Raw genomic sequence first — 25800 nt, 5'->3', positions numbered from 1 at the left:
ATATTACGGTTCGCGGTTCACGACCTGTTCTCGTGGGGCGAAAACGCCCTCACTACGGTCGAACAGGTGAACCGCTGGCTGTGCCAACCAGCCGTTATCCCTATCGCCGCCATCCGTGGCGAGACTCGGGAGTACCTTTTGCCGAATGTTCTCAGCGCCATTCACATCTGCGTTCGCAACCGTGTCGCACTCCTCACACGCGTATAGTCCGCGTTCCACACGCTGGTTCTCGTCTGTGTGGCCACACGTTAAACACGACTTCGACGTATCATGTTCCGACACCAGCTCCACGCCGATGCCTTCGGCTTCCGCCTTGTAGTCCAGAAGCGTCGTGAAGCGGTCGAACGCCCACCCGTGCAAGTCGAGGTTGCCGTGATCGCCCCAATTCCGAGAGTCACCGTTCTCGTCGTCTTCTCGGATGCCGCCGAGGTCGCCAACGACAAGCGTTCCAACACCCCGTTCGACACACTCCTCCACGATTGCTTTCGAGAGTGCGTGCAAAAAGTGCGTTCGACGCCCCGTCCGCTTGCGGTCGAGACGTGTAGCCTCTCGGGATGAGGAATCGTCGCACTTGGCTTTCTTTTTCGTGAAGTAGTATTCGTCCTCTTTGAGTGCGCCACCGGGATACAACACCGACTCATCGCCGAAGGAGACGGCGGCGAAGTTGCAGATCCCGAGGTCAACACCAGCCACGTTGTCGCCCGGCGGTTCCGGGTCGATAGTGGTGCGACAGACGAATTGGAGTCGCCACTCGTCGCGCCTGTAGACGGATCGAACCTGTTGGATGTCCCACTCGGTCAGGTCAACATCCGGGCGAGTCTGGTACTCGCACAGGATGAAGTCCGAACGGTGTTCTTTGAGGTTTCGTCCTTTTGAGAGGCGAACACGGGTGAATTGTGCGTCGTGCTTGAAGCCAGCCGCTTTGAAGGACACAGTTGAACGCGGGTGGGAGTCTCCGTTCTTCCGGTAGCCAGGCGGTCGGGCACGGTCGTCGCCGTTCCGACGCTTCCCGAACCAGCCGTTAAACGCCTCAGCGAGTTCTTCGAGAACGCGCTGACTGGATTGAGAATGTAAGTCCGTGTAGCGTTCGTGGCGTTTGAGTTCGGCTTTGAGTTCCCCGTCACCGGGAATCTCGCCCGTTTCGTCCCACTGTTGTTGTGCGTAGTAGCGACCGACGTTCCAGAGTTTTGAGGCGGCCCACCCGAGTTGGTCGAGGTCGTCACGAACCTGTTGCTGGTTCGTAATCGTTGCCTCGAAGGTTCGGACGGTTCGACTCATTTCTGGCTTCATAACTGGTTATGAACAGTGTTTTGTTAATAGTGTCGGTTAGCGTGGAATATCCGACCTTGCTATCGCGGTGGATTGTATAGGGATTGTCGGCTGTATCCCCGCCCTGAAGGGCGGGGTTTTAGCCTTGTAAATTCCATAACGACCGATATCGGGACCTTCGGACGTGCTCGCGGTCCGATACGTCGGTGGCGGTGACGCGTCCAGTCGTCGCGCTCCGGTCGCCTCACAGGTACCGATGCGTGTACTCGTAGCCGGTTCGCGCGAGTTCGTCGAGCGGCGAGCGGCGGACCGCCACCTCGACCGCACCCTCCTGAATCGCCGTGACCACGGATTCGGGTGTGAGTTCCGTCGCCTCAATCCGGGTCACCGTCCGCCCCACCTCGAAGGGGAAGTGGGCGTCGCTCCCGCCCACGACCGGGACGCCGAGCGACTCGGCGAGCTCCCGCACGCGTTCGGCGTTTTCGGGGTGTTTCCCGTTTATCTCGACGGCGTCGAACGCCGCCTCGCTCTCGCGGACGCGGCTCCGTCGGTACGGGTGCGCGACGATCGCGGCACATCCGTTGTCGTGCGCCTGCGAGACGACCGCCTCCGGGGTCCGCTCGCCGGGGACCGTCCGACGCGGCGGGTCCGGTCCGACGACCAGGAGGTGGCCGGCGGTCGTCGTCACTTCGATGCCCGGGACGAACTGCGGTCTCCCGGGCACGCCGTGGAACGGGCGGTAGTAGTCGTGATTGGTCAGCGCGACGCCGTCCAGCCCGGAGCGCCGCCCCCACAGCGCCAGCAGCCGCGCTCCGACCGGATCGTAGCGGGTCGGCTCCGCTCCGAAGCCGTGGAAGAACCGCGTGTGGGCGTGAAGGTCTACGGTGAACATTGGACTCTCGGGCGCTGCGTAGCCGTTTTACGGTCGTTTTCGGCACCGTTTCGTCTCATGGGTCCATCGGCTCGGGATCGTACCCCTCCCCGACCACGAGTCGCAGCGTTCGCGGTCGAACGCTGAGCGCGATGTCGCGTCGCTCGATGATCTCTCCGTCTAGGGTGAATCTGACGGGGTCCCCCGAGCCGCTTTCGATGTCCACCGATTCGGCTCGGAATCGGTCGATGTGCGGCGAATCCCGTCCGAACAGCCGCTCGAACACCGCATCGCTCATCAGGTCGAACTTGGGCACGTCCTTGACGATCGCCACCTCGAAGCGGCCGTCCTCCATGTTGGCCTGCGTCGTCCCGTCCGCCGCGAACTGACGACCGTTCCCGACCATCACGCAGAGCGCCTCGCCGCGCCAAGTTGGCGTGTCGCCGCCGCTCGCGTCGTCGACGGTCAGCCGTAGCGGCTCGAACTCCGTCACGGTCCGCAGCGTCGTGAGCACGTACGCCGCCCCGCCGATACGAGACTTCAACGCGCTGGACGTCTCGCTGACCGACGCAGCGGTCAGCCCTGCGACACAGGAGTTCACGAAGGGCCGATCGGTCGCCATCCCGATGTCGACGGTCCGTCTGGTCCCGTCGTCGAGGGCGGCGAACGCGGTCTCGAGATCGGTGATCCCGATCTGCTTCGCGAAGTTGTTGCCGGTCCCGAGGGGAAGGATACCGAACGTCACGTCGTCGAACGCGTCGGCGCGGTCGAGCCCCTGTACGACCTCGTTGACCGTCCCGTCGCCGCCGGCGGCCACGATCGTCTCGTATCCCGCCTCTATCGCCTCCCGCGTCAGGAGGACCGCTTCGCCTGCTCGTTCGGACCGCTCGACCGCATACCCGCTCAGGTCCGCCCTGTCCTCGACCTTGTCGGCGTGGGAGCCGCCTCCGCTCTGCGGGTTGTAAATGATCACCGTTCCCGCCATCTTACACACCGTCGGACGTGGCGGAAGCCCCGGCGATATCACTCCGAACGCCTCCCCGTTCGGTGTTCGATCGCGGAGCCCGACGTTCTCTGACAGTTCCGTTCGGAGCGGCTATCGGCGTTCGAGACACGATCTCCCCCTCGCACTGCTGTCGAATTGTTAGGCGGTCGCTATCCTCTGAGCGGCTGCTGTAATTTATAAGCCCAACGCGGCAGCTCGCGGTTCGGTCGGGCGCGAACCGCTCAGGATCCCTCCCGAGTCACTGACCCCAACGACTTGACCCGGCAAGTGCCGGCACAGGGAGTAAATGGCTTCGGCGCGGCTCTTCGAGGCGATGACCGACCAGAACGAGGACAGCCGGGAGCAGGGCGTGGAGTTCGGTCCGCTCGCGGACGAGCTCGAAGACGAGGAGTACCCGTTCGACAAGGAGGCGCTACTGGAGCGGTACGGCGACCGCGAACTGGAGCTGGAAGGCGACACGACGACGCTCCAGAAAGTGTTAGAAGCGCAGGGCGAGACCACCTACGAGTCCGTCGACGACGTGCGCCGGAGCGTCATCGGGATGGTCAGCGACGAGGCGATCGGCCGAGATCACTACTCGGACCGCGGCAGTAGCACGGACACCGAGGAAGACACCGAACAGTCGGTGTAAGTGAGTGGCCGCCACTTCGACGCTCGTCCCGCGAGATGATCCCCGTCCCGGCGCGGGCACCGCGGCCGGCGGTGTTCGGACCGAGAGACAGATCGGCGGCGAGAACCGGTATAGCGGCACACACCGCCCGCGGCGGAACACGCTTAAAAGGCTTCGCCGGGTATCCTGTGGTATGCAACACGTGACGGTTCCGCAGGACCGGATCGGCGTCGTCATCGGCGCCGGCGGCGAGACCATGCGGGAGATCGAAGAACGGGCGAACGTGCGGCTCGACATCGACTCGGAGTCGGGGAGCGTCGCCATCGAGGAGCGCGACGACCCCGTGGCAGCGATGGTCGCTCCCGACATTATCAAGGCGATCGGGCGCGGCTTCAAGCCGGAGACGGCGCTGTCGATCCTCGACCACGACCTCCGGACGCTCGATCTGATCGACCTGTCGGAGCACACCCGCAACGACAACGACCTCCAGCGCAAGAAGGGCCGGATCATCGGCGAGAACGGCCGGACTCGGGAGCTCATCGAGGAGCTGTCGGGCGCGAACGTCGTCGTCTACGGGTCGACCGTGGGCGCCGTTGGGCAGCCCGAGGAGCTGGAAGTGGTTCGGCGGGCGGTCGGGATGCTGCTCGACGGGGCGCCGCACGGCGCGGTGTACTCCTACCTAGAGCGCATGTCGAACGAGCTCGACGACGACGTGAGCTTCAACGCGCCGCAGTAAGCAGGATCTGCTATCACTGTCGGCGTCGCCGTTTATTTATAAATTGTTGTCACCAGCGGTGTCGTGACTACTGCCAACGCCCCAGTCGTTTGTTTATAAGTGACTGTCGACGGATCGACGGCGAACACCGCCAAAGCCCCAGTCGGGAGGCGGGCGCACGCTCGCTGCGCGCCTCGCTCAGTCGCTACCGCTCCTTCGCTGCGGTGCTTGCGTCGTCATCAGAACGCTCCGCGTTCTGATTGGCTCACGAGAGCTTTGCTCTCGTGAACGCCTGCGCCCGCCTCCCGACTGCCCCTTTGAGTCCCACCCCACCCGCACAGCAACCGCAGCCTCACGCCTCCCCAGCCTCGTCGATGGTCCTCCGCTTCGCTCCGGACCACCGACTCCCTCGCGCGTGCGACTCACGCCCTGCGGGCGTTCGTCGGCACGCGCCACCGCGGTTCTTTTATAAACAATCAACGTCCGGCAGTTGATCTAGCGTTCTATATAAAGGCCCGTGTGAACGCACCGCATACCGGCTGATACTCCCCCACCGTGTTGCGTTTTCGCACGACACGAGCAAAGGGTTTATATAGAATCACAATCAATCAATGGCTGTAATGTCACAGCGCCAGCGGATGGGCAATCAGCCCATGATCGTACTTTCTGAGGAGTCGCAGCGAACTTCCGGAAAGGACGCCCAAAACATGAACATCACGGCCGGCAAGGCGGTCGCGGAGTCCGTCCGCACCACGCTCGGCCCGAAAGGGATGGACAAGATGCTCGTCGACAACGGCGGGTCCGTCGTCGTCACGAACGACGGCGTCACCATCCTGAAAGAGATGGACATCGACCACCCGGCGGCCAACATGATCGTCGAGGTCTCCGAGACGCAGGAGGAGGAGGTCGGCGACGGCACCACCTCCGCGGTCGTGGTCGCCGGTGAGCTCCTCGACCAGGCCGAGGAGCTCCTCGATCAGGACATCCACGCGACGACCCTCGCGCAGGGGTACCGCCAGGCCGCCGAGAAGGCCAAGGAGATCCTCGACGAGGAAGCCATCGACGTCTCCGCGGACGACCGCGACACGCTCGTCGAGATCGCCGAGACGGCGATGACGGGCAAGGGCGCGGAGAACTCCAAGGACCTCCTCGCCGAGCTCGTCGTCGACGCCGTCCTCGCGGTCCAGGACGACGACGGCATCGACACGGAGAACGTCTCCGTCGAGAAGGTCGTCGGCAGCTCCATCGACGAGTCCGAGCTCGTCGAGGGCGTCATCGTCGACAAGGAGCGCGTCGACGAGAACATGCCCTTCGCGGTCGAGGACGCCGACGTCGCGCTGTTCGACGGCGCCATCGAAGTGAAGGAGACGGAGATCGACGCCGAGGTCAACGTCACGGACCCCGACCAGCTCCAGCAGTTCCTCGACCAGGAGGAAGAGCAGCTCCGCGAGATGGTCGACCACCTCGTCGACATCGGCGCCGACGTCGTCTTCGTCGGTGACGGCATCGACGACATGGCCCAGCACTACCTCGCGCAGGAGGGCATCCTCGCCGTCCGCCGCGCGAAGTCCGACGACCTCAAGCGCCTCGCCCGCGCGACCGGCGGCCGCGTCGTCTCCAACCTCGACGACATCGAGTCAGACGACCTCGGCTTCGCCGGCTCCGTCGCCCAGAAGGACATCGGCGGCGACGAGCGCATCTTCGTCGAGGACGTCGAAGAGGCGAAGTCCGTCACCCTCATCCTCCGCGGCGGCACCGAGCACGTCGTCGACGAGGTCGAGCGCGCCATCGACGACTCGCTCGGCGTCGTCCGCACGACGCTGCTCGACGGGAAGGTGCTGCCCGGCGGCGGCGCCCCCGAGGCCGAGCTGGCGCTGCAGCTCCGCGACTTCGCCGACTCCGTCGGCGGCCGCGAGCAGCTCGCCGTCGAGGCGTTCGCCGACGCCTTAGAAGTCGTCCCGCGCACCCTCGCCGAGAACGCGGGTCTCGACCCCATCGACTCGCTGGTCGACCTCCGCTCCCGCCACGACGGCGGCGAGTTCGGCGCCGGTCTCGACGCCTACACGGGCGACGTGATCGACATGGAGGCCGAGGGCGTCGTGGAGCCGCTCCGCGTCAAGACCCAGGCCATCGAGTCCGCCACCGAGGCGGCCGTCATGATCCTCCGCATCGACGACGTCATCGCGGCCGGCGACCTCAAGGGCGGCGGCACCGACGACGGCGGCGACGAGGGCGGCGCGCCCGGCGGCGCCGGCGGCATGGGCGGCATGGGCGGTATGGGCGGTATGGGCGGTGCGATGTGAGCTTCGCGTAGGCCACACCACACACCCACGCCGACCGCAGTCGCTTCACCGAACCGTCCGCAGACCGACCGTCGCGCGCCCCATCGGGCCCCGACGACACGCGATTTTATCGACGGCGCGACCGCGTAGCGTCCCGCTCGTCTCTCGATCGCGGTTCTCGCTCTCACCCGACCGAGTAGCACGCTACCGATACCCACATTCGCCTCTCACGACACGAGGGTAACACCGGCGTAACCACCGGACGGCGGTGTCCGCGAGCGGTTAAGTGACTCCCGGCCCTCTGACCTCTCGACGAGGTTTTCACGTTCACTATGCCACAGCAGAAGACCGACTACGCAGACGACACCGAGATCGACGCGGAACTGGACAAACTCCCGGACGACGAGACCGTCGAGGAGGCGGTCGCCAATCTCGAGGAGCGCGGCTTCGACGTGATCGTCGTCGACGACGCCGACGAGGCGCTGGAGACGGTGACGTCGCAGATCCCCGCGGGGGTCTCGGTGATGAACGGGCACTCGACGACGCTCGAAGAGATCGGGTTCGACGAGTTCCTGAGCGAAGGCGATCACGAGTGGGAGAGTCTCCCCGACCAGATTTGGGGCATCGACGACGACGCGGAGCGGCAGGCCGCGCGACGAGAGTCGCAGACGGCGGACTACTTCCTCGGCGGGATCAACGCGGTCGCGCAGACGGGCGAACTCGTCGCCGCCGATCTCTCCGGCAGCCGGATCGGCGCGTACCCGTTCGCCGCGGGCAACGTCGTCATCGTCACCGGGATCAACAAGATCGTCCCGACGCTCGATGACGCCCTCGACCGGCTGGAGTCGGTCGCGTACCCGCTGGAGAACGAGCGCGCACAGGAGGCGTACGGCGTCGAGTCCGCGATCGCCAAGCAGCTGATCTACCGGCGCGAGACCGAGGAGGGCCGGACGACGGTCGTCCTCGTGCGCGAGCAGCTCGGCTACTGAGCGGGTCGCACGACGCGAAGACACGTCACACGCTGACGCGACACACGCTTTCTTCCCCCTTTCGTCGACCGCGAGCGGCGCCGCTCGCGATCTCGGGATCCCGAACCGAAATCCGTTTTCCCCTTCTTTGAGAACCGGCCCGTAGGTCCCACTATGGCGCCCTATCCAGCGGATCTCTCGACGGACGCGTGTACCCTCCCCGACGGACGCACCCTCTCGTACGCGACCGGCGGCGACCCCGACGGTCGCCCGGTCGTCGTCCACCACGGCACGCCCGGATCGCGGCTGTTCGGGGCGTTGCTGTCCGACCCCGCGGCCGAGACCGGCGTTCGGCTCCTCGTCCCCGACCGCCCGGGATACGGCCGTTCCTCGGCGCCGCCGGCCGAGTGGTCGTGGGAGGAGTGGCCAGCCGACCTCGCCGAACTCCTCGACGCGGAGTCGGTCGACCGGGCGGGCGCGCTCGGCTTCTCCGGCGGCGGCCCGTTCGCGCTCGCCGCCGCGAGCGACGACCGCGTCGCTCGGGTCGGGCTGGTGAGCAGCGTCGTCCCCCCGGCCGAGAACGCCCTCGCGACGCTCGCGTCGGTCCCGTTCGCGCTGCGCGCGATGTTCCGGCTCTCGAAGTCGGTCGCGTCGCTCTCCGGGCCGAACGCGGTCGTCTCGCAGTACACGGACCGGTCCGTCTCCGACGCGGTCGGCGAGGCGGTCGCCGCCGACTTCCACGAAGCGCTCGATCGCGGTGCGAGAGCGGTCGAACGCGAGAACCGGGCGTTCGCGAGCGCGTCGCTCGACCCGGGCCGACTCGATGTCCCGGTCCGCGCGTGGCACGGGACGACCGACGAGAACACGCCGATTTCTCCCGTCCAGACGCTCGTCGACGCGGTCGACGGGACGCTGGAGACCGCCGAGGCCGATCACCTCGGCACGCTGCTCGACCGGCGGCGGGCGGCGCTGGAGTGGGTCGGCGGCGCGGAGTGACCGCTTTTTAAATTCCCTCCGCACAGCACCGCCGCTCGCGATATTGCTCGCGGCGGTACAGCGGGCCGGGAGGGATCCACGCGAGCGAAGCGAGCGTGGGTCAGTCGCGCCCGTGACCGAACGAAGTGAGGGGAACGGGCGCGACGGGATTCAAACTACGCCCGGACGTGCTCGCTCACTCCGTTCGCTGCGCGCGACCGGTCTCTTCGAATCCCTCTGGCGTTTTCACTGCTCCCGTTGGTCGCAGGAAAACGGGCCGGGAGGGATTCGAACCACGGTCACACGATCGCCTCGCTTCGCTCGGCGCTGCGTGTTCCCTGATTCGAATCCCTCCCTCAGCACAGCGCCGCCGCTCGCGATATTGCTCGCGGCGGTACAGCGGGCCGGGAGGGATTCGAACCCCCGACCGTCCGGTTAAAAGCCGGACGCTCTCCCTAACTGAGCTACCGGCCCAGGTGAATCGCTGTAAGGTCAGCCGACGGATAAACGTTTAGAACCGCGGGAGGGGTCGGCGTCGGCACCCGAAACGGTTTGCCGCCCCCCGCCGTCGCCGCGAGCATGGAATTCGACATGCGCGCGTTCGCGGCCGCCCTCTGCCGCTACCGCTCGACCGCCGGCGAGGAGGCGGCCGCGGCCGCGTTCGTCGCGGAGCGGCTCGCAGACCTCGGCTTCGAGACGTACGCCTGGGACGCCGACCCCGCGGTCCTCGCCGACCACCCTTCCTTCCCGGACAACCTCGACGCGGCGGCCGTCGCGGGACGGCGCAGCGTCGCGGGCGTCCTCGAACTGGGCGGCGCCGGCGACGCTGCCGACGCGGCCGACGCCGGTGACGCGGTCGGCGAGAACGGCGGCGGCGATCCGGTCCCCACGCTCGTCTTGAACGGCCACCTCGACGTCGCCCCCGCCGAGCCGACCGAGTGGTCGAGCGACCCCTTCGAGCCGGTCTGGTGCGACGCTGGGGACGGAGGGGCGGACGGGGACGCGGGAGCCGACGCCGGCGGCGACGGGATCGGCGAGAGTCTCACCGCCCGCGGCGCGGCCGACATGAAGTCCGGGCTCGCGGCCTGCGTCGGCGCCGCGGTGGACGTCCGCGAGGGCGTCGCGGACGGGTCGATCGACCTCCCGCCGTCCGGCTTGCGGCTCGTGGTCGAGGCCGTCGCCGGCGAGGAGGACGGCGGCTACGGCGCGGCGACCGCCGCCCTCGCGAGCCCCTATCCGTTCGAGCGCGACGCAGCGATCGTCGCCGAGCCGACCGAACTGCGGCCGGTCGTCGCCTGCGAGGGGTCGCTCATGGCCCGGCTGGAGATCGACGGCCGGAGCGCGCACGCGGCCACCCGGTGGCGCGGCGAGGACGTGCTCCCGCGGTTCGAGGCGATCCGGGAGGCGTTCTCGGCGTTGGAGGCGGAGCGCGGCGAGTCGGTCCAACACCCTTTATACGGGGCGTTCCCGGTGCCGTGGCCGGTCGTCTGCGGCCGGGTCGAGGCCGGCTCGTGGGCGTCGACGGTCCCGGCGACGCTCGAGGCGGAGTTCCGGATCGGCGTGGCGCCAGGCGAGACCGTCGCCGAGGTGGAGACGGCGTTCCGCGAGCGGTTGGACGCGGTCGCCGCGGACGATCCTTGGCTGCGCGAGCACCTGCCTCGGTTCGAGCGGTTCTCGGTCCAGTTCGAGCCCGCGGAGATCGCCGTCGACGAGCCGGTCGTCGAGGCGGTCCGCGCCGGCCTCGTCGCGACCGGCCTCCCGGACGCCGAGCCGCGGGGCGCGACGTACGGCGCCGATTCGAGACACCTCGTCGCGGCCGGGATCCCGGCGGTGCTGTTCGGTCCCGGCACCATCGACGAGGCGCACTACCCGGACGAGACGATCGCGTGGGAACAGGTCGTTCGGGCGCGGGACGCGATCGCGGCCGCCGCGGCGCGGTTCGCGACCGACCACGCGGCGTGACCGGTCGTCGAGGCGCTCTGCCCCGCCGCTGCCGTCACTCCCGGTCGTCAGCGAGGTACTCGTCGACCGCGTCGGCGACGAGCGCGCCGGGGGCGGCGTTCTCCATCGAGGCGCGGCGGCGCAGCTCGACGTACGTCTCGGCCGGGAGCCGGACCTGAAGCCGGCCGAGTTCGACGCCCGCCTCGCGGACGGCGGCCTCGATATCGGCGCCGTCGTTGACCGCGGACGCGATGGCGCGCACCTCCCGCACCGTGAGGTCGCCGTCGATCGCCGCCCACGCGAGCAGGTACCGGTCCCGCCCGCCGAGCCGCGCGACGTGTTTCGCGGCGCTCGGCGCGATCCGCCCGTTGGCGACCTGCCGGCGGATCGCCTGCGGGAGGTCGTGGACCCGCGCCCACTTGCGGATGAACGCGACGGAGACGTCCTCGCCCGCCCGCTCGGCGGCTTCCTTGTACGAGCCGACGCCCCGGACGAGCGCCGCGCAGGCGGCGGCGCCGCGCAACATGAGGACGTTGTCGTCGTCGCCGACGTCGCCGGCTGCGAAGCGGGCCACCGTCTCCCCCGCCTCGGCGACGCTGTCAGGTTCGTTCGGGTCGAACCCCACCGCGTCCGCGGCCCGGTCGCCCGTCACCGTCGGGTCCGACCGGACCACCGGCTCGCCGACGGGAGACCGCCGGTCAGCGCGTGACTCCTCGGTCATACCAACGTCTTCGGGGCCGTAGGTATAAACGCCGGGCACCGGGGCGGAATTCGCCCGAGCGACGGACGGTCCCCGCCGGCCGTCGGCGCCCCGTCCTACTTCGCGGTCTGGGTCGTCCGGTCGCCGTCGGCTCTCTCGCTGTCGTCCCCCTCACCCGCTCCCCGCGCGTACAGGACGTACGAGTACGCGACGGTGATCGCGGCGGTCGCGAGCGCCGGGCCGACGAGGAAGTACGCCGCGTACTCGCCGGCGAAGAGGCCGGCGACCGCGAGCGCGGCCGAGAGCTTGAACAGCCGGGCGCCGAGCGCGTGGGTCCGCTCCCAGACGGTCTCGTCGCTGAGCGTCCACGGCGTCCGAATCCCGACGAACCAGTTCGGCTCGACGTGGGGCAACAGCGTTCCGAGGTAGTAGAACAGCGCGGCCCCGCCGGCGACCGCGACCGTCGTCACGTCGACTGCGTAGCCGAGGTTGACGGCGAGCACGGCGAGGTGGACGGCGACGAGGAACGCCGTGAGCACGACGACGAACCGGTCGTAGTGGACTCGGAACGCGGCGACGTTCTCACGGAGCGGGTCGATCCGCGGGAGCAGCGCGAACAGGCCGATCAGCCCGGCCGCGACCCCGGGCACGAACCACATCCCGGCCGTCCGAGAGAGCGTCCCGGTCGGCTCGCCGGCGGCGTTCCACCGCGTCACCATCTGCTCGGGGAGGTCCGGTGCGACCGCGAGGCTGGCGGCGGCGCCGACGGCGACGAGGAGCGCGGCGACGCCGAACCGGAGCCGCGTGGAGAGTCTAGACTGGGAGGGCATGCGGGCGGAGACACGCTCCGTAGTGGTAAAAGATGTCCTCCCGTGTGAAGGTCACCCGTGGGACCCGGTGCGACGCAACCCTTACGCGTCGTGACCGCCAATCCGGGCGTATGACCGACGAACGCGACGACGACGGCCACGAGTTCTCCTCGGGGCAGGGCGTCGACGCCGACTACGACGCGTTCACGCTGGACCCGCCCGAGCTGGGCGAGGACCCGAGCCGCGTCGACCCCGTCGACTCCCGCGTGCTGACCGAGGAGCTCGACCGCCGGAACATCGGCAGCGAGGACGTCGACGTCGAACAGCTGATCGACGTCGGCCTCTCGTACATGGGGATCAACCGCTTCGAGGAGGCGACGGAGACGTTCGAGCGCGCCGCCACCTTCGCCGAGGAGGACTCGCTGGAGGCCCAGGAGGCGTGGGTGAACAAGGGGGCCGCCCACGCCCAGCTGGAGGAGTTCGACCAGGCGATCGGCGCCTATCAGGAGGCACTGCGTATCGACGAGGAGTCCGAGCACGCCGCGACCGCGGAGACGAACCTCGCGTACGCGCTCTGGGAGTCCGGCCGCAGCGAGCAGGCGCTCGAACACGCCGAGCGCGCCGTCGAGACCGACCCGCGCTTCGCGGAAGCGTGGTACAACCGCGGGTTCCTGCTGGTCGAGCGCGGCCTCGCCGAGGACGCGGTCACGTGCTTCGACAACGCGATCCGCCTCGGCTACCGCGACGCCGGCGTCTTAGAGGAGAAGGCCCGTGCGCTCGAAGAGGCGGGCGAACACGAGCAGGCCGAGGAGGTCGCCGATCAGGCCGAGGAGCTCCGCCGCGAGACGGAAGAACAGCTGATCGAAGAGCAGACCGGGCAGGCGCCCGGCCCCGGCGGCCAGGGCGGTCGCGGCGGACAGGGCGGACGCGGCGGGCGAGGCGCTCCCGGCGGACAGGACGGTCGCGGCGCCCCCGGCGGGCAGGGCGGTGCCGGCGGCCGCGGCGGGCAGGGGGGCCGAACCGGGCAGGACGGCGAGCCGGAGGGTCCGGAGCGCGAGCTTCAGGGCGAGGGACCCGAGGGCTTCTGAATGCTGCTGCGCGAGCGCGAGACCGCCGAGGGGCGGCTCGTCTCCGTCTGCGACCCCGACTGTCTCGGCGAGACGTACGAGAACGGCTCGATGACGCTCACCGTGACCGAGGAGTTCTACGGCGGTGACGACGCCGTCGAGGCGACCGCCGAGGAGGTTATCGCGGGCCTCCAGCGCGCGCAGGTCGCGAACATCGTCGGCGCCGAGGCGGTCGGCGTCGCGGTCGAGGCGGGGCTCGTCGACGAGGAGACGGTTCTGGAGTTCGAGGGAACGCGGCACGCGCAGCTGCTCTGGCTGTGAGAGCGGTGCGGCGCCCGCTCCGATTTCGCCGGATTCCGAACCGGCTAAGGGCGCGCGCGACGAGGCGAACTCGATGAGACGACTCACGCGGAGCGAACTGGCGTCGCGGGTGGGGCCGCGGCCGCCCTCGGACGCCTTCTGGCGGCGCGCGATCGACCGGGGAGAGGCCGCGCTCGGCGTCGGCGCGGAGGCCGTCGGCGGCGAGGCGGAGAGCGAACCGGGCGCGGCCGACGCGGCCGACGAACCGGTCGAACCGCTCGACACGGGCGACATCGTCGACGTCGGCGACCGCGCGTTCGTCGTCGTCGACGCCGAGCGGACCGACGCCGGCGGCCGGATCTACCGGATCGAGCTGGTCGCCGACCGCGACGAGGGCTGAGCGGGCGGACCGGCCGGTTCGCGGGGAGAATCTCCCCTTAGAGTCCGGCGACGTCCTCGATGGCGTCGGTGAGCTCCTTCACGCTCTCGACGGTGTGTTCGCCCATGTGGCCGATCCGGAACGTCTCCTCGCCGAGGTCGCCGTAGCCGTTCGAGAAGGCCATGTCGTACTCCTCGTTCACTTCCTCGATGGTCGCGGCCACGTCGATCCCCTGCGTGTTCTCGATGCAGGCGACCGTCTGGGACTCGTACCCTTCCTCGGGGAACATCGCGAAGTGCTCGGCGGCCCAGTCGTGGACGTACTCTGTCATCTCGCGGTGGCGCTCGTCGCGGGCGCGGTGGCCCTCGTCGAGCATGTGTTTCATCTGCTTGCGGTACGCCAACATGATCGGGATCGCGGGCGTCGAGTGGGTCTGTCCCTTCCGGTCGTAGTAGTCGATCGTGCGGCGGAAGCCGCCGTACCACGAGGAGTCGCCCTTCTCGACCTCGCGGTCGTAGGCGTCGTCGCTCACGACGCAGACGGCGAGTCCGGGGGGCATCGCGAACGCCTTCTGGGTGGACGCGAAGATGACGTCGATGCCGTGGTCGTCGATGTCGACGTAGTCGCCGCCGAGCGAGGAGACGGCGTCGACGGCGAAGTAGGTGTCCGGGTACTCCTTGAGTACGTCGCCGATCTCCTCGATCGGGTTCCGGACCCCGGTCGAGGACTCGTTCATCACGCCGGCGACCATGTCGTACCCCGCGTCCGCGGCCTCGATCGCCTCGCGGACGTCCTCGGGCTTGACCGCCTCGCCCCACTCGTACTCCAGTCGGTCGACGTCCTTGCCGAGGCGCTCGGCGACGTTGGCGTAGCGCTCGCTGAACGCGCCGCAGGTCGGGACGAGGACGCGCTCGTCGACGAGGTTGAGCGTCGTCGCCTCCCAGAACTCCGTGCCGGAGCCGGTTAAGATTACGACCTCGTGGTCGGTGCCGAGGAACTCCTTCGTGTCCTCGACGATGGTGGTGTAGAGGTCGGTCATCCGGTCCATCCGGTGGCCGAACATCGGCTCCGCCATCGCCTCGATGACGTCGTCGCGGACCTCGGTCGGCCCGGGGATGTACAGCGTCTTCTCGTCGTAGTCGTCGCGGTATTCGCGTTTCTTCGTCACGGGATCCACCTTTGATTTGTACCGGGACGCGCGGGGGTATGGTCCTTGTGTTCCGTTCAAAAGGCGCGACGCGGACCGGTCCGAATTCCGCCCCCTCGCGCCGCGACCCGGTCCGCCCCCGCCGTGTCGCCCTCGCACCGACGGCCGCCGGATCGCGCGCCTGCGGGTCACGCGCTCGCTTCCGGAAACGGCGCCGTCGCCCGGATCAACCGGGTTTATAACAACGGGGGAGCGAAAGCGCGTATGACAGACGCCCGGAGAGTTACAACCGAACGAGGTGAGCCGCTGTGAGCGGCGACGAGGAACTCGCGAAGGACCTCGGGCTCGTCTCGGCGATGACGATCGGTATCGGGACGATGATCGGCGCGGGGATCTTCGTGCTCCCCGGCCTCGCGGCCCGCGAGGCGGGTCCCATCGTCGTCGTCTCGTTCGTCGTCGGCGGGATCATCGCGATGGTGAACGCGTTCTCCGTCTCGGAGTTGGGGACCGCCATGCCGCGGGCCGGCGGCGGCTACTACTACGTTAACCGGGCGCTCGGCCCGCTGTTCGGGTCGATCGCCGGGATGGGCGACTGGATGGGGCTCGCATTCGCCTCCGCGTTCTACTCCATCGGGTTCGGTCAGTACCTCGCGACGCTCGCGCCGATCCCCGGATTCTTATTCCTCACCGACATCCAAATCGGCGCGCTGATCGCCGGCAGCCTCTTCGTCTTCGTGAACTACGTCGGCGCCAAGGAGACCGGCGGCGTTCAGACGGTCATCGTCACGGGACTGTTGGTTATCCTCGGGCTGTTCGCGATACAGGGCTGGCTCTCGTTCGACTACGCGACGCTCGCCGGGACCGACGGGCTCGCGCCGAAGGGATACGGCGCGATCCTCCCCGGCACGGCGCTGGTGTTCGTCTCTTTCCTCGGGTACGCGAAGATCGCGACCGTCGCCGAGGAGCTGAAGAACCCCGGCAAGAACCTCCCGCGGGCGGTCATCGGGAGCGTCGCGATCGTCACGGTGATCTACGCGATCCTCGTGTCGATCATGCTCGGCGTGGTTCCGTGGCCGGAGCTGAGCACGGACGCGCCGCTGACGCAGGCGACGGACGTCGCCTTCTCGGGTGCCTACTCCCCCGCGATCACCGCGGCCGCGGTGACGATCGTGACGGGCGGTGCCCTGCTCGCGACCGCCTCCAGCGCGAACGCGTCGATCCTCGCGTCGGCGCGGATCAACTTCGCGATGGGCCGGGACAAGATCGTCACGAACTGGCTCAACCAGATCCACCCGCAGTTCGCGACGCCGTACCGGTCGATCCTCGTGACCGGGATCATGATCATCGTCTTCATCGCGGCGCTCGGCCAGGACGTCGAGATCCTCTCGAAGGCCGCGAGCGTGCTCCACCTCGTCGTGTACGCGCTGATGAACGTCGCGCTCATCGTCTTCCGCGAGGCGGACATCGCCGAGTACGACCCCGACTTCGAGGTCCCGCTCTACCCGCTGACCCCGATCGCGGGGATCGTCTTCTCGCTCGGGCTCCTCCCGTTCGTCGGCGCCGTCGAGGTCGCCCTCGCCGGGGCGTTCATCGTCGCCGCGGTGCTGTGGTACTTCCTGTACGCCCGCCGGAAGGTCGAGCGCACCGGCCTCCTCGGGCGGTGGATCCTCGACCGTTCCGAGGACCTGCCCGAGCAGGCCGTCTCGGCGGCGACCGCCGTCCAGCCGAGCGGCGACGACTACCGGGTGATGGTGCCGCTCGCGAACCCGAAGACCGAAGAGCACCTGATCACGCTCGCCTCGGCCATCGCCAAGCAGCGGAACGGGACGGTCGTCGCGGTCAACATCGCGAACGTCCCCGACCAGACCTCCCTCGAGGCCGCGCGCGACCGCGGCGCCCACGAGGCGGCCCACGGCCTGCTGGACCAGGCCCGCGAGGACGCGGAGACGTTCGACGTCGACGTGGAGACCCACGTCGTGCTCTCGCACCGCGTGTTCGAGGAGGTGTTCGACGCCGCGCGCACCTACGGCGCCGACATGACCGTGATGGGCTGGGGCGAGGACTCCCACGGGGCGCCCGGGCGCGCCGAGTCCGCCGTCGACGAGCTGGCGTACTCGCTCCCCTCCGACTTCCTCGTCTTCCGCGACCGCGGCTTCGACCCCTCGCGCATCCTCGTGCCGACCGCCGGCGGTCCGGCCTCGGACCTCTCCGGCGCCGTCGCGAAGATGCTCCAGACCGAGTTCGACGGCGAGGTGACGCTGCTCCACGTCGCCGAGGGCGGCGAGGAGGAGGAGGGCCGCGCGTTCCTCTCCGAGTGGGCCGACGACCACGACCTCTCGGACGCGACGCTCCGGATCGAGACCGGCGACGTCGAGGACAGCATCGAGCGCGCCGCCCGCGACGCGACGATGCTCATCATCGGCGCGACCCAGAAGGGGCTGCTCTCGCGGCTGGTCCGCGGCTCGCTCGTCTTGGACGTGCTCAACGACGTGGAGTGCTCCGTGCTGCTCGCGGAGAAGCGCAGCGACCGCGGCCTCTTCGACCGGCTGTTCGGGAGCGGCGCGCGAGACAACGACGTCACCGACGCGACCGCGACGCCCGCCGGCACCGGTGTCGAGCCCGAGCCGTCGACGCCCGAACTCGATGAGGAGTCGGACGCGGGCGAGGAAGGGAAGGCGGACTGACGCGACGGCTTCTTTTTAAATAGCCGAAGAAGTCCCCGAACTGCTCCCCTCAGCCCCAGTGCCAGAAGTGGTTGCCGTCCTCCTCGACCGGGTCGGTGCGCTCCCGGAGGTCGGCGACGTCCTCGGCGGTCGGCTCGTGGTCGTCGGGGAGCCGCTCCATGCACTCGAAACAGAGGAAAAACTCCGAGCCGTCGGTGAGTTCGAGCGTGAGTCCCTGCGTCGACTCGAACGCGAAGTTCCACAGGTCGCCGATCCCGCCGGCGATCCGCACGGACCGCTCGCAGACGTCGCACGCCTCGGAGGCCATATACGTGTTTTACTGTGTCCGTGGGGTAAGGCGTGTCGCCTCGATACGCGTCCGACTTTGACGGGTTCGGCGGAGTGACTCGGTCGTTCGTCGTCGCGGACTGGTCGGTGAACGCCTTTTAAAATCTAGTCGTTCACTTATAAATGACTGCTAGCAAACTGACGGACGACACCTCCAAAGCCCCAGCCAGCGAGGCGGGCGCAGGCTCGCTGCGCGCCTCACTCGGTCGCTATCGCTCCCTCGTTCGGTGCTTACGTCGCCTGCGCCCGCCTCGACGGCTGCCCCTTTGAGTCCCGCCCCACACAGCACCGCAGCCTCACACCTCCCCAACCTCGCGGCTCACGGCTCGCGGCCTGTCGGCCGCTCGTCGGCACGCGCCACCGCTCCGCATTTATAAATAAACGTCGTCGCTCACTGCGTTTCGACCTCGATCACATGCGCATCGCTTGGGTCGAACCCGACCGTGACCGCGCCGTCGAGGGGGTCGACGGCCCGGACGAGCAGTTCGCGGCCGCCCCAGTCGAGTGTCACGCGCGTCGTCTCGCCGAGGAACTCCGCGCTGGCGACGGTCGCTCGGAGGGCGTTCTCGCCGGCTGGAGCGTCGGCTTCGGGGCCGGGTTCTCCGTCTGCGCTCGCGACGCGGAGGTGTTCCGGGCGGACACAGAAGTGGATCCGGTCGCCGACCTCGGCGGATCGCGTCGCAGTCGCGTCCCGCTCGGTTCCGTTCTCTTCGTCGCCCCCGACCGCGACGCGGAGCGTCTCGTCGCCGCCGTCGACGTCGACCGCGATCGCTCCCTCGGCGGGCGCGTCGACCACTCTTCCGGCGAAGGTGTTGTTGTCGCCGACGAACTCCGCGACGAACCGAGTCGCGGGCTCGCGGTAGACCGTTCTGGGGGGTGCCACCTGCTCAGGAGTCCCGTCGTTCATCACCGCGACGCGGTCGGAGACGGCCAGCGCCTCCTCCTGGTCGTGGGTGACGTAGATGGTGGTAATCCCCAGCTCGGACTGAATCTGTTTCACCTGCGCGCGGAGTCGCTCGCGGAGGCGCGCGTCGAGCGCGCTCATCGGCTCGTCCAAGAGGAGCACGTCGGGCCCGGGCGCGAGCGCCCGCGCCATCGCGATCCGTTGCTGTTGCCCGCCCGACAGGTTCTCGGGGTCGCGGTCGGCCGCGTCTGGGAGGTCGACCAGTTCGAGCAGGTCCGCGACGCGCTCGTCGCGCGTGGTCCCCTCGGGCGGATCGGCGAAGTTGAGCCCGTACGCGACGTTCTCCCCGACGGTCATGTGCGGGAACAGCGCGTAGCTCTGGAAGACGACGCCAACGTCGCGGTCCTCGGGGGGAACGCCCGCCATCGACTCGCCGCCGAACCTGACCGTCCCGCTCGTCGGCTCTTCGAACCCCGCGATCAGCCGGAGCGTGGTCGTCTTCCCGCAGCCGGAGGGGCCGACGAGCGTGAAGAACTCGCCCTCGCGCACCCGGAGGGTCACGTCGTCGACGGCGGCCGTCTTGCCGTAGCGCTTCGTCACGCCGTCGAGTTCGACGGCGACCGGGGGGTCGTTCGCAGAACCCGTTGGCGGCTCAGAGCCCACGGTGCTCACCTCCGAGCCGCTCGATGACGACGAAGCTGAGGCCGGTGACGACCAGCAGGACGACGCCCATGGCGGTCGCCGGTCCGAGCCGCCGCCCGATGAAGCGTTCGATCGCGACGGGCATCGTGTACGCGTCGGCACCGGTCGCTAACACGACCGTCGAGGTGAACTCCCCGATCGAGATGGCGAACGCGAACGCCGCGCCCGCGACGACCGCGGGCCAGACGAGGGGGAGCTCGACGTCCCGGATCACCCGCGCACGGGAGGCGCCGAGCGCCCGCGCCGACTCGACGAGCGAGCGGTCTAACCCGGCGAGCCCGGGCGAGACGGTGCGCACGACGAACGGGTACCCCGACACCGCGTGCGCGACGACGATCGCGACCGCGCCGCTCGCGGCGATCCGCCACCCCGCGATCTCGATGCCGAAGACGAGCCCCCGGAGGAGCCCGAGCCCGACGATGATCCCCGACACCGCCAGCGGCGCCATCGCGGCCGCGTCCACCAGCGTTCGCCCGCGGTACCGCCGCGTGGTCAGCACCGCGACGACGACACCCATCGGAAGCGCGAGCAGGGTCGCGGCCGCCGCGAACGCGAGCGAGTTCCGGATCGCGGGCCACGGCCGCACCTGAAACGCCGCCCCGGTCTGCTGGCGCTCGGCGAGAAACCGGTAGTGGTCGAGCGTGAGCGCGCCGTCGCCCCCCGTGAGGCTCGCGAGGATCATCGACGCGATCGGCGCGAGGAAGACGATCCCGGCGACGGCGACGTAGGCGGCCAGCCCCGCCCGCGGCAGCAGTTCGCGGAGGGTCGGCGCGGGCGGGACCAGCGAGCGCCGCGGGAGCGGTCGCGCCCCGCGGGTGCTGGTCGAGTTGCGGGCCTCGTACCGGAGGTACGCCAGCAGGACGCCGAGCGTGATCACGAGCTCGACGATCGCCAGGGCGGCGGCCTCGGCGTAGCTCAGGTCGCGCACCAGCCGGTAGACGAACACCTCGACGGTCGCCAGCTGGAACCCGCCGAGCGCTAAGACGATGGGGAAAGTGCCGAAGGTGAACACGAAGGTGAGCGCCGCGCCCGTCAGCACGGCGGGGTACACCTGCGGCGCCACCACGTCGACGAACGCCCGGAGCGGACCGGCGCCGAGGCTCCGGGCGGTCTCGACCGCGCTCGCGTCCACCGACTCCCACGCCGCGGTCGTCACCCGCGCCACGAGCGGCGCGTTGTAGAACGCGTGGGCGATCACCACCGCTTCGAGGGTGAAGAGGAGGTCGACCGGCGGCAGCCCGAGCGCGCCCAGCGCGGCGTTCAGAGTGCCGTTCTCGCCGAACGTGGCGACGAACCCCACCGCGACCATGATCGACGGGAGGACGAACGGGACGATGGTGAGCGAGCGCAGCGTCCGCCGCCCGGGGAACTCGAAGCGCGCGAGCAGGTAGGCGGCCGGGAGCCCGAGGGCGACGCTCGCGATAGTCGAGAGGACCGCCTGGTACGCGGTGAACCCGACGATCCCCAGCCGGCGGTCCGGCGAGGCGAGCGACCGCGCGACCGCGGCCGGCGACTCGCCGGACAGCAGCCGCGCGAACTCCCCGAAGTAGAATGGGTCGGTGAGGACCTCCGCGAAGACGCCGAGGGTGACGGCGCCGTCGACGACGACCGCCTCGACCAGGACGGTCGCGGTCGGATAATAGAAGGCGACGACGAGCGCGGCGCTGGTGAGGACCGCGAGCGCCGTCAGGGCGTGCGACTCGACGCCCTCGCGGAGGCGGGCCAACCGGTCGGCGCGGTCGCCGCGGTCAGCTGCCCGCTCGCCGTCGGTTCGCGTCACGCGCTCGGTCCCTCGTCGGGCACGCGCTTAGTTCCCGGCGAACTGCCGCTCCCAGGCCTCGACCCACGCGTCGACCGAGCCCTGAAGCTCGTCGTAGGTGAACGTCACCGGGTCGGCCGGCTCCTGTGCCAGCTCGGCGTAGTCGCTCGGCAGCTCGGCGCCGTCGGTGGCCGGGAACGCGACGTTGCGCTGGGCGATCTGCCCTTGAACGTCGGGCTCCAGCATGAACGACATGAACTCGCGGGCGAGGTCGGGCTCGTCGGCGTCGGCGAAGACGGCCATCCCCTCGGGGTTCGCGTACGCTTGGTCGTTCAGGAACCGGATCTGGTGTTTCTCGAGGTCCTGGTCCTCCATATCCGCGAACACCTGGTCGGTGGAGTAGGAGACGACCATCGGCGCCTCCCCCTCGCTCCAGGCCGCGTACGCGTCGTCCCAGCTCCCCAGCACGCGCACGTCGTTGTCTTGGAGGTCCGTCCAGTAGTCGAGGTAGTCGTAGTCGGGGTCGCCGTCCGCGCCCTCGATCGCCTCCCCGTCGCCGTCGCTCGCGACGCCGCCGTCCCCGAAGCGGCTGATCGTGTGGAGAAGGAACGCGCGTCCGGTGGAGGAGGCGCCGGGGTTCTGCGCGATGAGCGCGCCCGCGTGCTCGTCGTCGAGGAGACCGTCGAACGTCTCGGGCGCCTCCGCCGTCGTGCTGTCGTACACGAGGCTCACGTATCCGGTGTCGAACGGCACCGCCCGGTCGAACGGGTCGAACCGGAGACCCTCCTTGACCGCGTCGCGCCCGTCGACCTCGCCCGCCTCGGCGAAGAGGTCGTCGTCGAGCCGCTCGTCGACGCGTACGAGGTCCTCCGTGGTGAGACCGACGTAGAGGTCGGCGTCGATACCCGCGCCGGAGGCCGCGCGCTCGACGTAGTAGTTCACCTCGTTGTCGGGGGTCGCCCACTCCAGCTCGGCGTCGTACCGGCTCTCGAACTCCTCTTTGAGCCACTCGCCGGGGCTCACGGAGGGCGCGTCGATGAAGTTCGTGTAGGTCGCCACCGTCAGCGTCGGGGTCTCGTCGTCGCCGCCGTCTCCCTCCCCGTCGCCGTCATCGGTGTCGTTTCCGTCGCTCCCGGCGCCGTCGCCGGTCCGCTCGGCGCTACAGCCGGCGAGCGCGACGGCGCCCGCCGTCCCGGCCGCCGTCAGGAACCGTCGTCGGGTGCGTGGCCGGGCGCGTCGCCGCCGCGTCTCGCTCTCGTCGGTAGTCATCACTCGGTTGTTGTACTCGGTGGTTACATAAGGGATCCGTCCGCGTCCCGACATCGTCGCCGACTGGCGGCCCCCTTCACCGCCCTCGTCCGGCCGCCGACACCCATTTACACCGCGACGACCACCCGGACTCATGGACGAGCACTCCCGAGCGCGGTCGACGCGGACGACTCGGCGGCGGCTGCTAGCCGGCGGCGCGGCGGTCGGGGTCGTCGGCCTCGCCGGCTGTCTCGGCGGCCGCGACGGGCCGGTCCCGGCCCCCGAGGTGACGAGCGACCGGATCGAGGACTGGCGACAGACCGACGAGTCCGAGAGTACGGTGTTCGAGCAGGCGTACGGTCCCGTCACGGTTCGGGCGCTCGAACGCACGCGGATCTTCGAGTACGCGCCCGTCGCGGACGCGCTCGCCGAGACGATCGACGCGTCGGGGTCGCCGGTCATCTTCTTCGCGACGCGGATCGACCTCCGGCCCGCGATCGATCAGCTCCCGGCCGGCGTCGGACGGGATCGGGTGATGAGCGAGGTCGAGACGGCCGCGACCGACGCATTCCGCGCGCAGCTCCGGAACGCCGGCATCGAGAACGTCGAGGTCGTCGAGGAGGGGAGTACGACCGTCCGGTCCGGCAACACCGCGACCGCGTGGCGGCTGTCCGGCGAGTACCCGATCGACGGGGGGATCCCGCTTCCGACCGGGTCCACTGCGGAGATCGACCGCCCCCTCGAGATCGAGGCCCGGCTCGGCGTCTGGCACGACGGGACCGACGTGATCGTCGCCGGCGGCGCGTACCCGACCGACCCGCTCATCGAGGTCTTCGACGACGCGCTGCCCGACTCGGTCGACGCCGAGAGCGTCATAACGCTGCTCACGGACGCCGAGACCGCCGAGGCGCTCGCGACCGATCCCGCGGCCTTCGACGAGGACGTCTCGCAGCTGCTCATCTCGGTGGAGTGAGCGAGTAGGGGATTGGGAATCTCTGGCTCTGCTATTTATAACTGGAATGCGGTGGCGCGTGCCGATGAGCGGCCGCAGGCCGCGAGTCGCACGCGCGAGGGACGCGGCGACCGGAGCGAAGCGGAGGGAGCCGCGAGGCTGGGGAGGCGTGAGGCGCGGTTGCGGTGCTGTGCGGGGCGGGACTCAAAGGGGCAGTCGCGAGGGCGAAGGCGCGCGACGCAAGGACCGCAGGCGCGAACGGAGTGAGCGCCGAGGACCGTGGTTCGAGACGCCTTCGGCGTCTCGTCATCACGAAAGGCGCTGCGCGCCTTTCGAACGACAGCGAGCGCACCGAGCCGTCGCGACTGGGGCTTTGGAGGTGTTTCCCGTCGATCTACAGTCGGATATTTATAACCGAGCGACTGGGGCTTTGGCGGTGTTCGTCGGTAATCCAGTCTCAGTCATTTATAACTAAGCAACTGTAGATTTGGAGACGTTCAGTTCACCGGGCAACCCTCCGTTTCATCTCGAACCGACCGGTTTAATCGCCGGCCGCGACTCCCTTCCCGTATGAGCGACTTCCCCGAGTTCGAGGTGATCCCCGCCGTCGACGTGCAGGACGGCGAGGTCGTCCAGTTGGTCGGCGGCGAGCGCGGGACGGGCAAGCGCTACGGCGACCCCGTCGCGGCCGCCGAGCGCTGGATCGAGGCGGGCGCCGGCACGCTCCACCTCGTCGACCTCGACGGCGCGTTCGAGGGCGAGCGCGTCAACGCGGCGGCGATCGAGTCGGTCGTCGAGAGCGTCTCTGACGACACCGGCCTCCAACTGGGCGGCGGCATCCGCACGGCCGAGGGCGCGCGTGACCTCCTCGATCTGGGTCTCGACCGCGTAATCTTAGGCACCGCAGCGGTCGAGACGCCCGAGATCGTCGCCGAGATCGACGAGACGCACCCCGGGAGCGTCGTCGTCAGCCTCGACGCGAAGGACGGCGAGGTCGTGGTGTCGGGGTGGACCGAGGGAACCGGCCTCGACCCTGCCGAGGCCGCGGCGCGCTACGAGGAGCTGGGCGCGGGCGCAATCTTATTCACGAACGTCGACGTGGAGGGACAGCTGGCGGGGATCGACCGCGAGGCGGTCGCGAGCGTCGTCGAGGCCGTGGATATCCCCGTGATCGCCTCCGGTGGGGTGGCGACCGTCGAGGACGTCGTTGAGTTAAAAAAGGCCGGCGCGGCCGCGGTCGTCGTCGGCACCGCGCTGTACGAGGGCGAGTTCACGCTGCGAGAGGCGCAGGACGCGGCCGACGGAGTTTAGCAGGGTTGAGACAAACGGAAGACACAAAATAACACAGAAGTGAAATTATAAATATATTTATATTCTCACGGCGCCTCAGATGACTGTGAGTAAAGGTATCATGTCTCAAAACGATCTCGCGCGGCGAACCGTATTCCGGAGGGGTGCTATCCTCTCGACAGCCCTCGGACTCGGCATGTTAACGATGACCGGTCAGGCCGCGGCGATGAACAAAGCGGAACTGATCGAGGCGATGGCGAGTAACTCCGGACTGAGCAAGGCGGACGCGAAGAAGGCGCTCGACGGGTTCACCGACGCGACGACGAAAGCCTTGGAGAAGGGCGACAGCGCCGTACTGGTCGGATTCGGGTCGTTCAGTATCTCGAAGCGCTCCGCCCGGACGGGTCGAAATCCGCGGTCCCGAAACGCCCCAGTAGACGACTCGCCGGTGACGTTCGACGTCTGCCCGGAGTTCGCGGCCGCCCTCGATCTCAATCCCGGCAAGGGCGACGAGGCCAGCGCCAAGTGCCGAGACGCCGACGTGGTGATCGACGCGGAGTACATCGCGAGTGCAACGGGAGGCTCCCATGAGGGGCTATCGGAGGAGGACGCGAAGCGGGCGCTCGAAGCGTTCATCAACACGACGACGGAGGCCCTGAAAAAAGGAGATCGGATCTCGGTGGGTCGCGAAGAGGACGAGGATGAGGGGTTCGGCACGTTCAGCATCTCGAAGCGGTCCGCTCGGACCGGACGGAACCCGCAAACCGGAAAGGAGATCCAGATCGCGGCGAAGAACGTGGTCAAGTTCAAGGCGGGTGCCGAGCTCTCGAAGGCCGTCAACTGAAATCCAGGCGCGTGTGACGGTTGATAAGCAAACTCTCGACTCCCGTACAAC

23 protein-coding genes and 1 tRNA gene are annotated in these 25800 nt (G+C 68.9%); 13 read left to right on the top strand and 11 right to left on the bottom strand.

Annotated elements, in window-relative coordinates:
• Positions 1–3: 3 nt before the first annotated feature.
• From F3H13_RS10930 to F3H13_RS10920, 3 genes are all read right to left on the bottom strand, one after another.
• Positions 4–1278, bottom strand: coding sequence for an RNA-guided endonuclease InsQ/TnpB family protein (locus F3H13_RS10930; protein ID WP_149799159.1), 1275 nt, complete (start codon positions 1276–1278; stop codon positions 4–6).
• Between the two features lie 235 nt (positions 1279–1513).
• Positions 1514–2161 (bottom strand): PHP domain-containing protein, encoded by a 648-nt coding sequence (locus tag F3H13_RS10925; RefSeq protein WP_149799062.1) that lies wholly within the window; start codon positions 2159–2161, stop codon positions 1514–1516.
• 55 nt (positions 2162–2216) lie between these two features.
• On the bottom strand, positions 2217–3125 hold the full coding sequence (locus F3H13_RS10920) for a diacylglycerol/lipid kinase family protein (protein ID WP_149799061.1): 909 nt from the start codon (positions 3123–3125) through the stop codon (positions 2217–2219).
• Positions 3126–3432: 307 nt separating this feature from the next.
• Here F3H13_RS10920 and F3H13_RS10915 point away from each other — a divergent pair, with 307 nt between their 5' ends.
• The 5 genes from F3H13_RS10915 (at position 3433) to F3H13_RS10895 (ending at position 8717) form a co-directional block, all read left to right on the top strand.
• Positions 3433–3777 carry a DUF5789 family protein gene (locus F3H13_RS10915; protein WP_223174411.1) on the top strand — a complete coding sequence of 115 codons (345 nt, stop codon included), beginning with the start codon at positions 3433–3435 and terminating at the stop codon, positions 3775–3777.
• 172 nt (positions 3778–3949) lie between these two features.
• Positions 3950–4492: a KH domain-containing protein gene (locus tag F3H13_RS10910; RefSeq protein ID WP_017343573.1), complete on the top strand. Its 543-nt coding sequence runs from the start codon at positions 3950–3952 to the stop codon at positions 4490–4492.
• Positions 4493–5124: 632 nt separating this feature from the next.
• A complete protein-coding gene (gene thsA, locus F3H13_RS10905) occupies positions 5125–6774 on the top strand; it encodes a thermosome subunit alpha (protein WP_149799157.1) in 1650 nt (549 codons plus the stop codon).
• Between the two features lie 311 nt (positions 6775–7085).
• On the top strand, positions 7086–7742 hold the full coding sequence (locus F3H13_RS10900) for a lactate utilization protein (RefSeq protein ID WP_149799060.1): 657 nt from the start codon (positions 7086–7088) through the stop codon (positions 7740–7742).
• Between the two features lie 153 nt (positions 7743–7895).
• Positions 7896–8717, top strand: coding sequence for an alpha/beta fold hydrolase (locus tag F3H13_RS10895; protein WP_149799059.1), 822 nt, complete (start codon positions 7896–7898; stop codon positions 8715–8717).
• Positions 8718–9096: 379 nt separating this feature from the next.
• Here the strand turns inward: F3H13_RS10895 and F3H13_RS10890 are convergent.
• Positions 9097–9170: transfer RNA gene (locus F3H13_RS10890), tRNA-Lys, on the bottom strand.
• Positions 9171–9275: 105 nt separating this feature from the next.
• Here F3H13_RS10890 and F3H13_RS10885 point away from each other — a divergent pair.
• Complete coding sequence (locus F3H13_RS10885) at positions 9276–10658, top strand: M20/M25/M40 family metallo-hydrolase (protein WP_149799058.1); 1383 nt, start codon at positions 9276–9278, stop codon at positions 10656–10658.
• Between the two features lie 34 nt (positions 10659–10692).
• Here F3H13_RS10885 and F3H13_RS10880 read toward each other — a convergent pair whose 3' ends face one another.
• Positions 10693–11358 (bottom strand): DUF7119 family protein, encoded by a 666-nt coding sequence (locus F3H13_RS10880; protein WP_149799057.1) that lies wholly within the window; start codon positions 11356–11358, stop codon positions 10693–10695.
• A 95-nt stretch (positions 11359–11453) separates the two neighbouring features.
• Positions 11454–12167 carry an SdpI family protein gene (locus F3H13_RS10875; RefSeq protein ID WP_149799056.1) on the bottom strand — a complete coding sequence of 238 codons (714 nt, stop codon included), beginning with the start codon at positions 12165–12167 and terminating at the stop codon, positions 11454–11456.
• Between the two features lie 110 nt (positions 12168–12277).
• Between F3H13_RS10875 and F3H13_RS10870 the strand changes: the two genes are divergently transcribed.
• The 3 genes from F3H13_RS10870 (at position 12278) to F3H13_RS10860 (ending at position 13913) form a co-directional block, all read left to right on the top strand.
• Positions 12278–13234, top strand: coding sequence for a tetratricopeptide repeat protein (locus F3H13_RS10870; protein ID WP_149799055.1), 957 nt, complete (start codon positions 12278–12280; stop codon positions 13232–13234).
• Positions 13235–13534 (top strand): DUF424 domain-containing protein, encoded by a 300-nt coding sequence (locus F3H13_RS10865; protein ID WP_149799054.1) that lies wholly within the window; start codon positions 13235–13237, stop codon positions 13532–13534.
• Between the two features lie 73 nt (positions 13535–13607).
• Positions 13608–13913: a hypothetical protein gene (locus tag F3H13_RS10860; RefSeq protein WP_149799053.1), complete on the top strand. Its 306-nt coding sequence runs from the start codon at positions 13608–13610 to the stop codon at positions 13911–13913.
• A gap of 37 nt (positions 13914–13950) precedes the next feature.
• Here the strand turns inward: F3H13_RS10860 and F3H13_RS10855 are convergent, their stop codons facing one another.
• The gene (locus F3H13_RS10855; protein ID WP_149799052.1) at positions 13951–15060 is read right to left on the bottom strand and encodes a pyridoxal-phosphate-dependent aminotransferase family protein; all 1110 of its coding nucleotides are present in this window, start codon (positions 15058–15060) and stop codon (positions 13951–13953) included.
• Positions 15061–15347: 287 nt separating this feature from the next.
• Between F3H13_RS10855 and F3H13_RS10850 the strand changes: the two genes are divergently transcribed.
• Positions 15348–17723 carry an amino acid permease gene (locus tag F3H13_RS10850; RefSeq protein ID WP_149799051.1) on the top strand — a complete coding sequence of 792 codons (2376 nt, stop codon included), beginning with the start codon at positions 15348–15350 and terminating at the stop codon, positions 17721–17723.
• Positions 17724–17772: 49 nt separating this feature from the next.
• Here F3H13_RS10850 and F3H13_RS10845 read toward each other — a convergent pair whose 3' ends face one another.
• From F3H13_RS10845 to F3H13_RS10830, 4 genes are all read right to left on the bottom strand, one after another.
• A complete protein-coding gene (locus F3H13_RS10845) occupies positions 17773–18030 on the bottom strand; it encodes a DUF7561 family protein (protein ID WP_149799050.1) in 258 nt (85 codons plus the stop codon).
• 411 nt (positions 18031–18441) lie between these two features.
• A complete protein-coding gene (locus F3H13_RS10840; RefSeq protein ID WP_149799049.1) occupies positions 18442–19617 on the bottom strand; it encodes an ABC transporter ATP-binding protein in 1176 nt (391 codons plus the stop codon).
• Entirely contained in the window at positions 19607–21436 is a 1830-nt protein-coding gene (locus F3H13_RS10835) for an ABC transporter permease (RefSeq protein WP_149799048.1), read from the bottom strand. The genes F3H13_RS10840 and F3H13_RS10835 overlap by 11 nt, the downstream gene beginning before the upstream one ends.
• A 27-nt stretch (positions 21437–21463) precedes the next feature.
• Entirely contained in the window at positions 21464–22684 is a 1221-nt protein-coding gene (locus F3H13_RS10830; RefSeq protein ID WP_149799047.1) for a thiamine ABC transporter substrate-binding protein, read from the bottom strand.
• 133 nt (positions 22685–22817) lie between these two features.
• Between F3H13_RS10830 and F3H13_RS10825 the strand changes: the two genes are divergently transcribed.
• The 3 genes from F3H13_RS10825 (at position 22818) to F3H13_RS16655 (ending at position 25749) form a co-directional block, all read left to right on the top strand.
• Complete coding sequence (locus F3H13_RS10825) at positions 22818–23636, top strand: hypothetical protein (RefSeq protein WP_149799046.1); 819 nt, start codon at positions 22818–22820, stop codon at positions 23634–23636.
• Between the two features lie 549 nt (positions 23637–24185).
• Complete coding sequence (hisA, locus tag F3H13_RS10815) at positions 24186–24926, top strand: 1-(5-phosphoribosyl)-5-[(5-phosphoribosylamino)methylideneamino]imidazole-4-carboxamide isomerase (protein ID WP_149799044.1); 741 nt, start codon at positions 24186–24188, stop codon at positions 24924–24926.
• 205 nt (positions 24927–25131) lie between these two features.
• Positions 25132–25749, top strand: coding sequence for an HU family DNA-binding protein (locus tag F3H13_RS16655; RefSeq protein ID WP_149799043.1), 618 nt, complete (start codon positions 25132–25134; stop codon positions 25747–25749).
• Positions 25750–25800 lie beyond the last annotated feature (51 nt).

This window comes from Halorubrum xinjiangense, assembly GCF_900102375.1.
GTDB classification, from domain to species: Archaea; Halobacteriota; Halobacteria; order Halobacteriales; family Haloferacaceae; genus Halorubrum; species Halorubrum xinjiangense.
Note: the sequence above shows the minus strand (reverse complement) of the source record. Positions and strands in the feature narration are given on the sequence as shown.